Source organism: Dongia sp. P2_B8 (assembly GCF_056404715.1).
In genome coordinates this window covers 1183859-1198429 of the sequence record NZ_JBFUDM010000003.1, presented here as the reverse complement: position 1 = coordinate 1198429, position 14571 = coordinate 1183859, and the positions used below count along the sequence as shown (strand labels likewise).

The following is a 14571-nucleotide window of genomic DNA, read 5'->3' as shown; positions in this document are numbered from 1 at the left end:
GTTTCGCGATGCACATACTAAGTTCGCAATATAATTAGCCATTTATTCCAATTTGGCGCCATATATGTGCTGATTTTTCCCCGTCAAAGACTTTTTCTATCGCCCACCCCTTGACGCTGCTGCAACCGCGAAGGCAGACTGGTGTTGATGCTGCATTGGCTAAGGCGCCCGCGTGAAAGAGGTGTCGGCCCGCGTAACCGCAAGGATGGGAAGCAACCATGAGTGAGACGGCGAAGATTGTGGCGATTGAGACCAAGGCCGACAGCAAGGAGGCGGCGGCGCCAAAGGCCGCCCCCCTCACCGGCAAGAACATCTACGAGATCGGCGAGATCCCGCCCCTGGGGTATCTGCCGCCGCAGATGTATGCCTGGGCCATCCGCCGCGACCGCCATGGGCCGCCGGAACAAGCGATGCTGGTCGAGGCCGTCGAGACGCCGCATCCGGACCAGGACGAGGTCATCGTCATGGTGATGGCGGCCGGCGTGAACTACAACGGCGTCTGGGCGGGCCTGGGGAAGCCGATCTCGCCCTTCGACGTGCACAAGGCCGAATATCACATCGCGGGATCGGACGCCGCCGGCATCGTCTGGGCCGTGGGCTCCAAGGTGAAGCGCTGGAAGGTCGGCGATGAAGTCGTCGTGCATTGCAATCAGGACGATGGCGATGACGAGGAATGCAATGGCGGCGATCCGATGTTCTCACCTAGCCAGCGCATCTGGGGTTACGAAACACCGGACGGATCGTTCGCACAATTCTGCAAGGTGCAGGGCCGGCAGCTCATGCCGCGTGCAAAGCACCTCACCTGGGAAGAGAGCGCCTGCTATACGCTGACCCTCGCCACCGCCTATCGCATGCTGTTCGGCCATCGCCCGCACATCCTGCGCCCCGGCCATAACGTGCTCATCTGGGGCGCCTCGGGCGGCCTCGGCTCGATGGCCGTGCAGCTCTGTGCTACCGCCGGCGCCAACCCCATCGGCATCATCTCCGATGAATCGAAGCGCGACTTCGTCATGTCGCTCGGCGCCAAGGGCGTCATCAACCGCAACGATTTCGATTGCTGGGGTCAGTGCCCCGACATCGACGATACCGCGGGCTATAACGAGTATATGAAAAAGTGCCGTGCCTTCGGCAAGGCGATCTGGGACATCACCGGCAAGGGCGTCGACGTCGATTTCGTCTTCGAGCATCCCGGCGAGCAGACCTTCCCGGTCTCCTGCTTCGTCGTGAAGCGCGGCGGCATGGTCGTGTTCTGCGCCGGCACCACCGGCTACAACATCACCTTCGATGCCCGCTTTGTCTGGATGCGCCAGAAGCGCATTCAGGGCAGCCACTTCGCCAACCTGCTGCAGGCGAGCCAGGCCAATCATTTGGTCGTCGAACGCCGCATCGATCCTTGCATGTCGGAAGTGTTCTCCTGGGAAGACATCCCGGCCGCTCATACCAAGATGTGGCAGAACAAGCACAAGCCCGGCAACATGGCGGTCCTCGTGCAGGCCAAGCGTCCCGGCCGTCGCACCCTCGAAGACTGCATGGAGGAGTGATGTCCTCCACCCTGCGTGTCGAAGGGACGGCGCTCTCGCCGCACCTTGCGGATCTGCTTGCCTGCTGCGCTGCCGGCCTTACCGCGGCACAGACGGTGCTGGAATCGGTGCGCGCGCGTATCTCGGCCAATGTCACTGCTGGTGGCCGCGTCGACGCGAAGGCACTCGATGCCCATCAGTTCGCAGCCCATGGCTATGCGTGGCTTGCCACCTATGTGACGGCGCTCGAGCAATTGCTGGCCTGGGCCAGCCGCCTGGAGAAAAGCAACCGCCTGGGCGAGCGTGAACAGCTCATCCTCCAAATCGGCTTTGGCGAGTATCTGGCCCAGATCAAGGGCGGCTGGCCCATGAGCCAGGGCGAAATCGTGCGCCTCACCGACCTCGGTCTCGATGCCGTGGCGGCGCGACCGCTTGATGCCGCCGAACTGCTCGTGGCCCATGGCAATTCGGCCGAAGCGCGCGCACGCCTCGCCCACCTCATCGCCGATGGCGATTTTGGGGAAGCGGCACTTGACGATGAATCGCTTACCATCGTCCGCGACCAGTTCCATGCCTTCGCCGCCGATCATGTGGAAGCGGCGCATCAGTGGCATCTCAAGGATGAACTCATTCCGCTGGAGGTCATCCAGCAACTGGCCGAGATGGGCGTCTTCGGGCTCACCGTACCGGAAGAATTCGGCGGCTCTGGCATGGGCAAGCTCGCGATGTGCGTGGTGACCGAAGAGCTTTCGCGCGGTTATATCGGCCTGGGCTCACTCGGCACGCGCTCGGAGATCGCCGCCGAGCTCATTCGCCTCGGTGGCACCGAGCAGCAGAAGCAGCAATGGCTTCCCAAGATCGCCAGCGGCGAGATCCTGCCGACCGCTGTCTTCACCGAACCCAATACCGGCTCGGACCTCGGCTCCTTGCGGACGCGCGCAACAAAGGACGGCGACGTCTATCGCGTGACCGGCAACAAGACCTGGATCACCCATGCCAGCCGCACCGACGTGATGACTCTGCTGGCGCGCACGGATCCAAATTCGACCGACTATCGCGGCCTCTCCATGTTCCTTGCGGAAAAGCCGCGCGGGACGACGACCGATCCCTTCCCCGCCAAGGGCATGAGTGGTGGCGAGATCGGTGTCCTCGGTTATCGTGGCATGAAGGAATATGAACTCGCCTTCGACGGCTTCGAGGTGAAGGCAAAGAATCTGCTGGGCGGTGCCGAAGGTGAAGGCTTCAAGCAGCTGATGGCGACGTTCGAATCCGCGCGCATCCAGACCGCGGCCCGTGCCGTCGGTGTCGCGCAATGCGCCATGGAACTCGGCCTCAAATACGCCCGCGAACGCGTGCAGTTTGGCCAGGCGATCTACGCTTTCCCCCGCATCCATGGCAAGCTCGCCTGGATGGCGGTCGAAACCATGATGGCAAGGCAGCTCTCTTATTTCGCCGCCCGCGAAAAAGACAGCGATCGCCGCTGTGACATCCCGGCCGGCATGGCGAAACTGCTCGGTGCCCGCATCGCCTGGTCCAATGCCGACAACGCCCTCCAGATCCACGGCGGCAACGGCTACGCCCAGGAATACAAAGTCAGCCGCGTCCTCTGCGACGCCCGCATCCTCAACATCTTCGAAGGTGCTGCAGAGATCCAGGCGCAAGTTGTAGCGCGCGGATTGCTGAGCGGGCGGAACTAACCATTCTCGTCATTCAAAAATAGTCGTCATGCCCGGGCTTGACCCGGGCATCCACTCTCTGCTGCAAAAGTGGATCTCCGGGTCAAGCCCGAGGATGACGACATTGATGTTTATCGTCATGGTCCATCGTCGGCGAAGGCCGACATTCGTCGGCTGCAGCGGACTACCCACGAGTTTGCTGACGACTGAAGAAAACGACTCGTGGATCCTCGCCTTCGCGGGGATGACGATAGGGTAGCGCCCCTACTCCGCAAAATCCGTCGAAACCGCCAACTCCCGCCACGCCGACACTTCGCCAGCGACATGCGCATTCTTCTGCGCGATCCGGGCCAGCGTGTCGCTGCCGAACGGCATGCGCAGCGGCGGGTTGTCGGCATGGGCAAGCTTGATCATGCCCTTGGCGAGTTTTGCCGGATCGCCGGGTTGTGCGTGATTGGCACCGGCCGCGAAGATACGCATGGCGCCCACTGTCTCGGCATAGTCCTCGATCTCGATCTTGGTCTTCACCAGCGACTGATCGTCGAGGAAGTCGGTACGGAAGAAGCCGGGCTCGACCACGGTCGCCTTGATGCCGAGCGGCTTCAGCTCAAGCGCCAGTGCTTCAGTAATACCCTCGATCGCGAATTTGGTGGCACCGTAAGCACCCCAGCCCTGATAGGCGGCATATCCGCCAATCGATGAGATGTTGATGACATGGCCCGTGCGCTGCCGGCGCATTTCCGGCAGGACAGCGCGTGTCACGTTGAGCACGCCGAACACATTGGTCTGGAACATGCGCTCGACTTCCGAGGCACTCGATTCCTCAACTGCACCCAACAGGCCATAGCCGGCATTGTTCAAGAGGATGTCGATGCGCCCGAAGCGCTTCACCGCTGCCCGGACGGCCTCTTGGGCCTGCGCTTCCTGTGTCACGTCGAGGCGCACGGCCAGTACATTGGGGTGTTCGCCGATCTTGTCGGTGATGGTCTTGGGGTCCCGTGCGGTGGCGACGACCGCATCGCCGGCAGCCAGGGCTTCCTGGGTGATCAAGGCGCCGAAACCGCGGGATGCGCCGGTAATGAACCAGACTTTCATGATGTCCTCCATCATTGGGGTTGTTGATGGAGCAAACCTAAATCTTTGCATCTGGTGAAATAATATCGTATTTCTACAGTAAACTACTGAGATTAGTTCATTAATGAAACGCATCGATCCGGCAGATCTGGCGGTCTTTCTGGCGGTTGCCGCGCATCGCAGCTTCCGGAAGGCGTCCATTGAACTGGGTGTCACGGCCTCGGCCCTCAGCCATTCGCTGCGTGCGATCGAGGAACGGCTGGGCCTGCGCCTCCTCAACCGGACCACGCGGAGCGTGGCACTCACCGAGGCCGGGGAGCGGCTGTTCCAGCGCATCAAGCCCGCCTTCCGCGACATTGGCGATGCGCTGGAGGATCTCAACACCTTCCGCGATACGCCAATCGGCACCTTGCGTATCAATGCAGCGCTCCCTTCAGCGCGGCTGGTGTTGCTGCCGATCGTCACCCGCTTCCTCGCCGCCTATCCCGGCATCAATGTCGAGATCGGCATCGACGCTGCCATGATCGACGTGGTTTCCGCCGGTTTCGATGCCGGCGTGCGCTTTGGCGAGGTCATCGCCGCCGACATGATCGCCATCCCGCTCGGCCCAAGGCAGCGCTCGGCGGTGGTGGCATCTACGGCATTCTTCGAGAAACATCCCAGGCCCCAGCAGCCGCGGGATCTGCTGCAACTCCCCTGCATCCGCCTGCGCTTTGCCAGCGGCGTCAATTACCGCTGGGAGTTCGAACGGGGTGGCCAGGAAATCGGAATCGAGGTGAACGGTCCCCTCACCCTCACCGAACAGGATCTGATCCTCGATGCTGCACTGGCCGGCAGTGGTATCGGCTACACCTTCGAAGGGGCCGTCGCAGAACAAGTGGCAAGCGGGCGCCTCATCCGGGTGCTGGAGGATTGGTGTCCCTACTATCCCGGATTCTTCCTCTATTACCCGAGCCGCCGACAGGTGCCAGGGGCGCTCCGGGCATTCATCGACTTTGTCAAAATGCGGGATGATTGACGTCGACGGCCTAAGCGAACATCGATTGGCAAGATTGCTGGGTGCAGATGCGAAGACGGCGGCCAACAAACGAGACCACCACATGGATGCCCCGCCAGCGTTTCCCCGGGCAGCGTTTCCCCGGGCAGCATTTCCTTGGGCAGCGTTTCCCGATGACAGGTAAAAATGACTATGATCTAATCGCGTAACGAGTGGACGCGGTTGCGGGGGTGGTGCATGACCGAGTCAGACCGCGATCGCGCGGGGGAAAATCCCCTCGACCCGGAGAAATGGCTGCGCGAGGCTCTCGCCGTGGCGCCGATCGGGGTGATTGTCGTCGATCGCGACGGTCTCATTCGCGCAGCCAATCAACAAGCCAACAACATGTTCGGCTATGAGCAGACGGGATTAGTTGGCCGCCCCGTCGACACGCTGCTGCCGCAACGACTGCGTGACCTCCACGCTACTTTCCGCGCCGACTACGTCAAAACGCCGCACGCACGCCCCATGGGCAGCGGCCAGGAACTGCGGGCGCGGCGGCAGGATGGCAGCGAGTTCGTGGTCGAAATCGGCCTCAACCCGCTCTTCGACGATATCGAAGGCATGGTTGTCTGCACCATCCTGGACGTGACCGCTCGTATCACCACGCAAAACGTGCTGCAGGTGCAGGACACGCGGCAACGCATGATCGTCGATAATATTGCAGAGGGCATCGTCAGCGTCGACGAGGCGGGGATCGTGAGCTCGTTCAACCGCGCCGCCGAACGCATCTTCGGCTATCGTGCCTATGGTGTCCTTGGCCGGCCGGCGACCATGCTGATGGCGCCTCCCTATCGCCGGCTGAGCAAGCGCGGCCTCAAGCACCTGATCAAATTCGGCCTGCAGCCGCTGCTTGGTCAAACCATCGAAGCGATTGGCCGACGGGCAGACGGAACACCCGTTCTTCTGGAACTAACCCTCGACCGAGCCGAGGCCGGGTCGGGCGCTGTCATCACAGGCATCGTCAGCGACATCAGCGCCAGGCGCGCACAGGAGGTGGCGGTCGAGGCTATTCGTCAAGAGAAGGCGCGGGTGGAATCCGAACTGGTCGAAGCTGAAGGCAAGTTCCGTCATCTGATCGACCGCGCCAATGTCGTTGCCTATACCTGGGATCTCGTCCAGCAGCGTTTTCTATCGGTCGGCCCCAGAGCCCGTGCCTTGCTTGGCTATGAAGAAAGCGAGTGGCTGCAACTCGGCTTCTGGGAGCGTGTGACCTTTGCCGAGGATTGGGACAGCGTGTCTCACGAGATCGACCCGCATGCCGCCACGCAAAACGACCATGAGACGCAGTATCGCATGGCGCATCGTGACGGCCGGACCGTCTGGGTGCGCGACGTGTTGGCTAATGAGCGTATCGCGCGCGGCCAGCACATCATTCATGGCTTCCTGTTCGACGTCACGGAAATGCGGCAACGCGACCTGCAACTGGCGCATGCGCGGAAACTTGATGCCGTCAGTCAATTGACAGGCGGCATCGCCCATGACTTCAACAATCTGCTGGCGGTGGTGATTGGCAATCTCGACATGCTATCGGAAGCAACGGAATTGCCGGTACGCATGCAGGAACAGGTGCAATTGGCGCTGAGTGCTGCCCTGCGTGGCGCGGAACTGACCAAGCAGATGCTGGCCTTCTCGCAGCAGCAGGACATGCGGGCGCAGCAACTGAATCTGGGAGATGTGGTGGCCCGCATGGTGCGCTTGCTGCGACGCACATTGGGCGGGCAGTATGACTTTCACCATGTCGAGGCAACCGGCGTGTGGGATGTTTTCCTGGATCCCAACCAACTCGAAACAGCCTTGCTCAATCTCGCCCTCAACAGCCGCGATGCCATGTCATCGGGCGGCACCATCGCCATCAGTATCGAGAACAGCACGCTGGCGGCGGACTATTGCGACAACAATCCGGACGCGAGGCCAGGCGACTATGTCTGTGTCTCGGTCTCAGATACCGGTACCGGCATCGCCCCGGATATCATCGGCCGCGTGTTCGATCCATTCTTCACCACCAAGATGGTCGGCAAGGGGTCCGGACTGGGGCTCAGCATGATCTATGGCTTCGTCAAGCAGTCAGGTGGGCATGTCAGAATCTATAGCGAGATCGGCCACGGCACGACCGTGCGACTCTATCTGCCGCGCTTCCGCCCAGGCCTCGATAGCAACGCAGCGATAGCCACGCCGGTGGAAGACCCGCGCGGCAATGGCGAGGTTATCCTGGTGGTCGAAGACGATGCCCAAGTACGGCAGGTGGTGCGCACTCAGCTACAGGATCTCGGCTATCAGGTACTCCTCGCCGAGACCGGGCCGCGCGCCCTGGAGATCGCGCGCCAACGCGACGACATCGCCCTGGTGTTCACCGATGTCATCATGCCAGGCGGCATGTTCGGCGCCGACCTCGCCGAAGCGATGCGTGCGTTGAGGCCCGACCTCCGTATCCTGTTCACCTCCGGCTTCACCGGTGCCGGTGAACAATTGAGCCGTGTCCTGGCAATCGGCCCGCTCATCACCAAACCCTTCCGCAAGGCAGAGCTGGCGCAGAGTATCAGGGCCCTGCTGGAGAGATAGAGCCGCCCGATCCACAGGATACAGATCGCGAGACGGTCTATTTACATAACATATGATTAGTTGTATCATATGTTATAAATTCTCCTTTTTGGAACACAACAGGCGCAAGAGCGCCAAGCATCACCACGGGCGGTCGGGGCCTGCGGCATGGCACCGCGGCAGGTCATCCTGACGGTCGCGACGTGCCGTCCGGCAAAGTCAAGGCAGAAGAAAGACCTGCAGCAAAACCGGGCTGCGGCGACCGAAGAACCCCATATCAAGGAGGCGTCAAATGCCAACCATCATCAACAGCGTTGTCGATCTTTCGCACCACAACGGCACCGTCGATCTTGCTGCGGCGAAAGCCGACGGTCTCCTGGGAGTGATCCAGAAGGCGACACAGGGTGAGACTTTTGTCGACCCGACATTTGCCACGAATGGTGCCGCTGCTGCCAAGAACGGTCTTCTGTTGGGCGCCTACCATTTCGGGACCGGCGCCAACGGCGTCTCGCAGGCCGTTCACTTTCTCGAAACCGTCAAACCGACCAAGAAGACCGTTGTCGTGCTCGACTTTGAAGACAATCATGCCGGCACCAGCATGACGCTCGAGGAAGCACGGGCCTTCGTCGTCCATGTCCAATCGAAGCTGGGCCGCTTTCCCGGCTTCTATAGCGGGCATACCATCAAAGCCAAATTGGGCACGACCATCGATCCGATTTTATCGAAATGCTGGTTCTGGCTGGCGCAATACGGGCCGACCCCCGTGGTTCCCCCTTGCTGGTCGAAATGGACAATGTGGCAGTACACGGATGGTGCCGTGGGACCACGGCCACATGAGGTCGAAGGCATCGGCCGTTGCGACCGGGACAAATTCAACGGATCGGCCAAGGATTTGGCCACCTTCTGGGGCACCTGATCGCGGTCGGCGCTACCTCATTCCTTCCGCGGCAAAGCATCCGTTGTTTCGAACCAGGAGAGGCGGCTCCGCCGCCAGACATGGGCACGGGGCGGATAGGCTTCGGGATCGTCGAGGGTCGGCGTGTTGAGGGCAACATCGAAGGGCGCCTGCCGGCCGCGATAGAGCAGCTGGCTGCCACATTGCGTGCAGAACTCGCGTTGACCGTGCTCACTGGAAAAATAGATGGCGGGCTCGCCCTTGATGTAGCGGAACTGGTCTGCGTGAAAGCGGGCGAAGGCTTGGGCCGGCGCGCCGCTGGTGCGCTGGCAAATGCGGCAATGGCAGATGCCGCTGTCATAATCGGGACCGGTGACGCGGTAGCGCAGGGCGCCGCAGTCGCAGCCGCCTTCGTAGCTTTGGTTGGTGGCGACAATTTCCGGTGCGCTACCCATCGCGTTTCTCCCCCTCACCCAATTTTGGCCTGCCCAGCTATGACCTGCCCAATCATAGCCTCTCGGCATTGAAGCCACCCCATGCCACCGCCGCAAGGCTGCTTTGCGCGGGTTCGTCCGGTCCGCGCTCGACAAGCCTCATGCCGCCGGGTCATGGTAGAGTCCATGTTAGCGGGAAATGTGGGATTGCGGGGAAAGGTTCCATCATGAGCGTGTTGCGACAGCCGATCTTGGGCGAAGCCGCCTGGAAAGGTGCCGACATAACGTCTAAGGACCAGGTTGCCTTCGACCTGGGGCCGCGCCACCTCAAGGCCTTTGATGACGCCATCCTCTACGCCCGCAACGAGGGCCTCGGCGTTCGTGCGATCGGTAAATCGGCCTATGACTTCCCCGCCATCAACGACGACATCCAGGCAATCGCCCGGACCCTGACCCGCGGCCGTGGTATCGTGATCATCCGCGGCTGGCCGGTCGACAAATACAGTTTGGATGAGATCGGCCTGCTTTACGGCTGGCTTGGCCAGTATTTCGGCCATCCCGTGATCCAGAGCGGCAAGGGCGACCGGCTGGGTTACGTCGCCGATGTGCCGCAGCCCGGCAAGATCAACCGGGGCTATCGCTCCAATGCAGAGCTCCGCATGCACACCGATTCCGACGACATCGTCGGCCTGCTGTGCATGCGCAAGGCTAAGACGGGCGGCCTCAGCCGGCTGGTCAGTGCCGTCAGCGTCTATAACGAGATCCTGAAGGCCAGGCCCGATCTGCTCGATGTCCTGTTCAAGGGTTTCCGCGTGCATTGGAACGGCGAGGAAGCGCCGGGCGAGCCGCCCATCACCGAGTACCGCGTGCCGGTGTTCAGCGTCGCCGAAGGTCTTTTGAGCATCTGCTTTGGCTATAAATATATCGAGGACGCGTTCGCGGCCCTGGGTGTGCCGCCGACCGACCTTGAAAAAGAGGCGCTGGCCTGTCTCGATGCCACGACAGGCCGCGAGGATCTGGTCTATGAGTTTCAGCTGGAACCCGGCGAATGCTCCTTCATCAACAATTACACGACGCTGCACTCGCGCACATCGTTCGAGGATTTCCCGGAGGAAGACCGCCGCCGCCTGCTGCTGCGCCTATGGCTGAAGGCGCACGACGCGCGCCCGATCGACGCCAATCTTCGGCGGTATTATGGGAATGACGGGATGTATGCGGAGGAAAATGTGGCGTGAACAGAATCGTAGCGCTGCACTTTTAATGTGCTCCCTTCTCGTCATGGTCCGCGAAGGCGGACCATGACGACTCTATTGCCATGAGTCATTGTGACCGGAACCAATCTTGACCCTCATCACCGCCAAGCCCACCGAGAACGTTCAATGGGGTGTCATCCTCGCTATTCTTGGCTACGGCATTTTCTCCGGGCAGGATGCGATCGTGAAATGGCTGGTGATGCATGATTACCAGATCTTCCAGATCCTGTTCGTGCGCAGCCTTACCATTTCGATCATCAGTTTCAGTGTTGGCGGCAAGGCCGGCATCATGGGTGTGGTGAGGAGCCGTAACAAGCTCGGCCTCGGCATTCGTGCCGGCCTGATGCTGGGGGCGTGGCTGTGCTATTACAACGCGGCAAAACATCTCGCCTTGCCAGATCTCGTGACGCTCTATTACGCGGCACCCATCATCGTCACGGTGTTGTCGATTTTCCTGTTGCGCGAGACAGTGACACGGGCGCGCTGGGCGGCGGTGATCGTGGGCTTCATCGGTGTCGCCATCGCGGCCAATCCCACGGGCCGGCCTGAGCTCTGGCCGGCGCTCCTCGTGCTGGTGGCGGCGAGCTTCTGGGCACTGGCCACCATTCTGGTGCGCAAGATCATGCATGCCGAGGCCACCATCAACCAGATGATCTTCACCAACGGTGCCTTCGCCCTCTTCTGCGGCGCCACCATGCCATTCCTGTGGCAGACGCCGGATCTGTTCAGCGGCTGCCTGATGGTGGCATTGGGCCTCCTCAGCGGGTCGGGACAATATCTGCTCTATGAAAGCTTCCGCCATGCGCCGGCCTCCGTCATCGCGCCCACGGAATATACCGCCCTCGTTTGGGCGGTGATCCTTGGCTATCTCATCTGGCACGATCTGCCGACGCACACCGGCATCATCGGCGGCGTGCTCATCGTCCTCTCCAGCGTCATCGTGATGCTGGGCGAACGGAAAGCGAAGGTTGCATGACCGTATTCGCCAAAAATGTCTTTGATTGGCATGGCGGGAAGATCACGCGGGCGACGCTGGTGACGGAATCCTACCGCAACACGCAGAATGTGCGGCGCTTCTTCACCGCACAATGCGGCGAGGATTTCAAATTCGACCGCCCGTTCATGGCGTGGATGAAGGACGGCAGGCCCAAGACCATGGGCGATGCGGTCGAGGAATGGAAGCGGCGGCAAAGGTAGAGTGAACTCGGCCCACCCCCTCTCCCTAGCCCTCCCCCCAACGTGGGGGAGGGCTAGGGAGAGGGGTCTTGAAGAGCAAGTTTTCGCCACGGATTCCCCCGCAAATCCCCCCTTTTACTCCAGGGAAACAAGGCTAGAATGCGGCCCGAATTGACATCACCCCACCCAGCCGAGGATCAAGAGGCCATGAGCCAGGATGCCGCCGCCCTGAAGGGCAATTGGAACTACCCCACATCGGTGAAATTCGGCTGCGGCCGCATCAAGGAATTGCCCGACCATTGCAAGGCCTTAGGCATGAAGCGCCCGCTGCTGGTGACCGATCCGGGCCTAGCCGGCCTTCCCATGATCAAGGATGCCATTGCGCGTAACGAGGCGGCCGGCATCCCGACTGGCCTCTTTTCCGAAGTGCAGGGTAATCCGGTCGGCAAGAATGTCGAAGACGGGCTCAAGGTCTATCGCGACGGCAAGTATGACGGCGTCATCGCCTTTGGCGGCGGTTCGGCGCTGGATGCCGCGAAGGCCATCGCGCTGATGACCGGCCAGACGCGCCCGATCTGGGATTTCGAAGACATTGGCGATTGGTGGACTCGCGTCGACCCCAAGGGCATCGCACCGATCATCGCCGTGCCCACCACATCGGGCACCGGTTCGGAAGTCGGCCGCGCCAGCGTCATCACCGATGAGAGCACGCATACCAAGAAGATCATCTTCCACCCGAAGATGATGCCCTCGATCGTGATCGACGATCCGGAATTGACCGTAGGCCTGCCGGCCCATGTCACGGCCGCGACCGGCATGGATGCGCTGTCGCATTGCCTCGAAGCCTATTGCGCCCCGGGCTTCCACCCGATGGCCGATGGCGTGGCACTTGAAGGCATGCGCCTCGTCCAGGAGAATCTCCCCAAGGCAGTGAAGGACGGCAAGGACCTGGTCGCCCGCGCCAACATGATGATCGCGGCCACTATGGGCGCCACCGCCTTCCAGAAGGGCCTGGGCGGCATGCATGCCATCGCCCACCCGCTGGGTGCGCTCTACAACACGCATCACGGCCTCACCAATGCGGTAATTATGCCCTATGTGCTCGATTTCAACCGCAAGGCCATCGACGAGCGCATGACGCGCCTCGCCCGCTTCCTCAATCTCGCCAATCCGAGCTTCGGCGCCGTGCAGAAATGGATTCTCGACCTGCGCACGGAAATCAAGATCCCGCACACGCTGAAAGAGATCGGCGTCGACGATAAGCGTATCGACGAAGTGGCCAAGATGGCGGAAGCAGACCCCTCTGCCGGCGGCAACCCGATCAAGGTCGGCGCCAAGGAATTGGGCGCCATCTTCGTCAACGGTTTGAACGGTACGTTGGCGGCGTAAGCGACGCATTCCTCAGTCGTCCGAGGCGATCCATATTGAGCGGCCAGGCAATGCCTGGCCGCTTTTTTTCATCTGTTGCCAACCGAAATCATTTTATATAGAAATTCTGAGCCGCTTCGATCGAAGTCGCCCGTAAGCGTTAACGTGATGCAACGCTCACCTGCCGAGCCCGTCTTAATCTGACGTGCTCCGGCAAGCTTACGGAGCATTCTCAATGACAATGCCGAAACTGCCGAAACGATTTGCGGGTTTGCTTATGCCGCTGATCCTTTCCATGTTGATGACCTGCGTCGTATCCGCGATCAGTGTCTTGCGCGCGAGCGGCTGGCAACCCGACCTGCTGCAGATATGGCTGAAGGCATGGGCCCTCTCCTGGGCCGTCGCTTTCCCAGTCCTTCTCTGCGTCCTACCGGCCGTTCGTAGGATCATCAGCGCCTTGGTGGAGACCTGAGGCGGGCGGCGAAATGCCGCTGTTTCACGTCACAAATGCCCCTCGCGCCGGGAAAACGGTGCGAGGGGCGTAGTGTTCACAAGCCGCCCCGCGCTCTCCGCGCTTCATATGTCTGCAGATGGCAATAGACCATGCGGAGCACGTTGGCGTCGTGGCCGGATTCGTGGGCGCGGCGATACATGTCGCCGATGATATGGTCGGCTTCGATGGCGCCGCCCTTCTCCAGGTCGCGCAGCATCGAGGCCATGAAGGTCGAGCCCGGCGCCATCAGCAGCTTGCGCGCATTGGCAAGATAATCGGGGCTGGGGGGATAGCCGTTCTCGGTGGCGACCGAGATCGCCTCCTGCAGCAGTTCCTCGATGAGTTCGCGGCCTTCCTTGGTGGCCATCACGTCGCCGGCGGCACCACGCATCAAGGTGGTGATACCACCCAGCGTGCCGATCATGACCCATTTGTCCCACAGCGCCTGGTCGACCGGATCCATCAACTTCGACGAGAAACCGGCGGTCTCGGCCAGGGCCGCAAAATCGCTGATGACTCGCTGGACATGAGTGCTCGCCGGATATTCCTCGAACGGGCCGAACACGAGGCGCGCGAACTGGCTCTTATGAATCACCTCGCCGCCAGCATCGAGCGTAGTTTCGATCTGGCACATGCCGCCGATCATCTGCTCCGGGCCGAAGCGGTACCGCAGGTCGTCATGATGGCGCATGCCGTTAAGGAGCGGCAGCACGACCGCACCGGCAGCGACATGCGGGGCGATCGCCTCGATGGCAGGACCGAGGTCATAGGCTTTGCAGCTGACGACGACGAGGTCAAAGGGTCCGCTGCCCTGGGCCTGCTCGATGGTCTTGGCCGGCACCTTGGCATCACCGAGCGGACTTTTGATGACCAGGCCGTTTGCCGCCAATTGCTGCGCCCGATTGGGGCGGACCTGAAAGGTCACATCGCCCCCGGCCTCGATCAGCCGCCCGCCGAAATAGCCGCCCACGCCGCCAGCGCCCAGGAACAGAATCTTCATGCCGAGTCCTTCCATTAAGATTCCGAGCTTACGCGGATGAGAGCCTCAGGCCAACTCTTGGCGGCCGTATTATTATGGTGTATATATCAAATGAATTACAACTTA

General features: G+C 61.3%; 13 protein-coding genes. 10 read left to right on the top strand and 3 right to left on the bottom strand.

Annotated features, from left to right (window positions below; genetic code table 11):
• Positions 1-218 precede the first annotated feature (218 nt).
• Positions 219-1541, top strand: coding sequence for a crotonyl-CoA carboxylase/reductase (ccrA, locus tag AC1DWZ_RS13165; RefSeq protein WP_477169350.1), 1323 nt, complete (start codon positions 219-221; stop codon positions 1539-1541).
• Entirely contained in the window at positions 1541-3217 is a 1677-nt protein-coding gene (locus AC1DWZ_RS13160) for an acyl-CoA dehydrogenase family protein (protein ID WP_477169349.1), read from the top strand. The genes ccrA and AC1DWZ_RS13160 overlap by 1 nt, the downstream gene beginning before the upstream one ends.
• A gap of 243 nt (positions 3218-3460) precedes the next feature.
• Here AC1DWZ_RS13160 and AC1DWZ_RS13155 read toward each other — a convergent pair whose 3' ends face one another.
• Complete coding sequence (locus AC1DWZ_RS13155) at positions 3461-4291, bottom strand: oxidoreductase (RefSeq protein ID WP_477169348.1); 831 nt, start codon at positions 4289-4291, stop codon at positions 3461-3463.
• Between the two features lie 103 nt (positions 4292-4394).
• Between AC1DWZ_RS13155 and AC1DWZ_RS13150 the strand changes: the two genes are divergently transcribed.
• From AC1DWZ_RS13150 to AC1DWZ_RS13140, 3 genes are all read left to right on the top strand, one after another.
• The gene (locus AC1DWZ_RS13150) at positions 4395-5288 is read left to right on the top strand and encodes a LysR family transcriptional regulator (protein WP_477169347.1); all 894 of its coding nucleotides are present in this window, start codon (positions 4395-4397) and stop codon (positions 5286-5288) included.
• Positions 5289-5504: 216 nt separating this feature from the next.
• Positions 5505-7868, top strand: a complete 2364-nt coding sequence (locus AC1DWZ_RS13145; protein WP_477169346.1) for a PAS domain-containing hybrid sensor histidine kinase/response regulator — start codon at positions 5505-5507, stop codon at positions 7866-7868.
• Between the two features lie 271 nt (positions 7869-8139).
• On the top strand, positions 8140-8763 hold the full coding sequence (locus AC1DWZ_RS13140) for a glycoside hydrolase family 25 protein (protein ID WP_477169345.1): 624 nt from the start codon (positions 8140-8142) through the stop codon (positions 8761-8763).
• A gap of 17 nt (positions 8764-8780) precedes the next feature.
• Here the strand turns inward: AC1DWZ_RS13140 and AC1DWZ_RS13135 are convergent, their stop codons facing one another.
• On the bottom strand, positions 8781-9197 hold the full coding sequence (locus AC1DWZ_RS13135; protein WP_477169344.1) for a GFA family protein: 417 nt from the start codon (positions 9195-9197) through the stop codon (positions 8781-8783).
• Between the two features lie 206 nt (positions 9198-9403).
• On the opposite strand from AC1DWZ_RS13135, the gene AC1DWZ_RS13130 reads away from it, so the two are divergent.
• From AC1DWZ_RS13130 to AC1DWZ_RS13110, 5 genes are all read left to right on the top strand, one after another.
• On the top strand, positions 9404-10411 hold the full coding sequence (locus AC1DWZ_RS13130) for a TauD/TfdA family dioxygenase (RefSeq protein ID WP_477169343.1): 1008 nt from the start codon (positions 9404-9406) through the stop codon (positions 10409-10411).
• A gap of 106 nt (positions 10412-10517) precedes the next feature.
• Positions 10518-11405 carry a DMT family transporter gene (locus AC1DWZ_RS13125; protein WP_477169342.1) on the top strand — a complete coding sequence of 296 codons (888 nt, stop codon included), beginning with the start codon at positions 10518-10520 and terminating at the stop codon, positions 11403-11405.
• A complete protein-coding gene (locus AC1DWZ_RS13120; protein ID WP_477169341.1) occupies positions 11402-11626 on the top strand; it encodes a DUF6434 domain-containing protein in 225 nt (74 codons plus the stop codon). Before AC1DWZ_RS13125 ends, AC1DWZ_RS13120 begins: the two co-directional genes overlap by 4 nt.
• 186 nt (positions 11627-11812) lie before the next feature.
• Positions 11813-12994 (top strand): iron-containing alcohol dehydrogenase, encoded by a 1182-nt coding sequence (locus AC1DWZ_RS13115; RefSeq protein ID WP_477169340.1) that lies wholly within the window; start codon positions 11813-11815, stop codon positions 12992-12994.
• A gap of 214 nt (positions 12995-13208) precedes the next feature.
• Positions 13209-13445: a DUF2798 domain-containing protein gene (locus AC1DWZ_RS13110; protein ID WP_477169339.1), complete on the top strand. Its 237-nt coding sequence runs from the start codon at positions 13209-13211 to the stop codon at positions 13443-13445.
• A gap of 76 nt (positions 13446-13521) precedes the next feature.
• Here the strand turns inward: AC1DWZ_RS13110 and AC1DWZ_RS13105 are convergent, their stop codons facing one another.
• Positions 13522-14466, bottom strand: a complete 945-nt coding sequence (locus tag AC1DWZ_RS13105; RefSeq protein ID WP_477169338.1) for a ketopantoate reductase family protein — start codon at positions 14464-14466, stop codon at positions 13522-13524.
• Positions 14467-14571 lie beyond the last annotated feature (105 nt).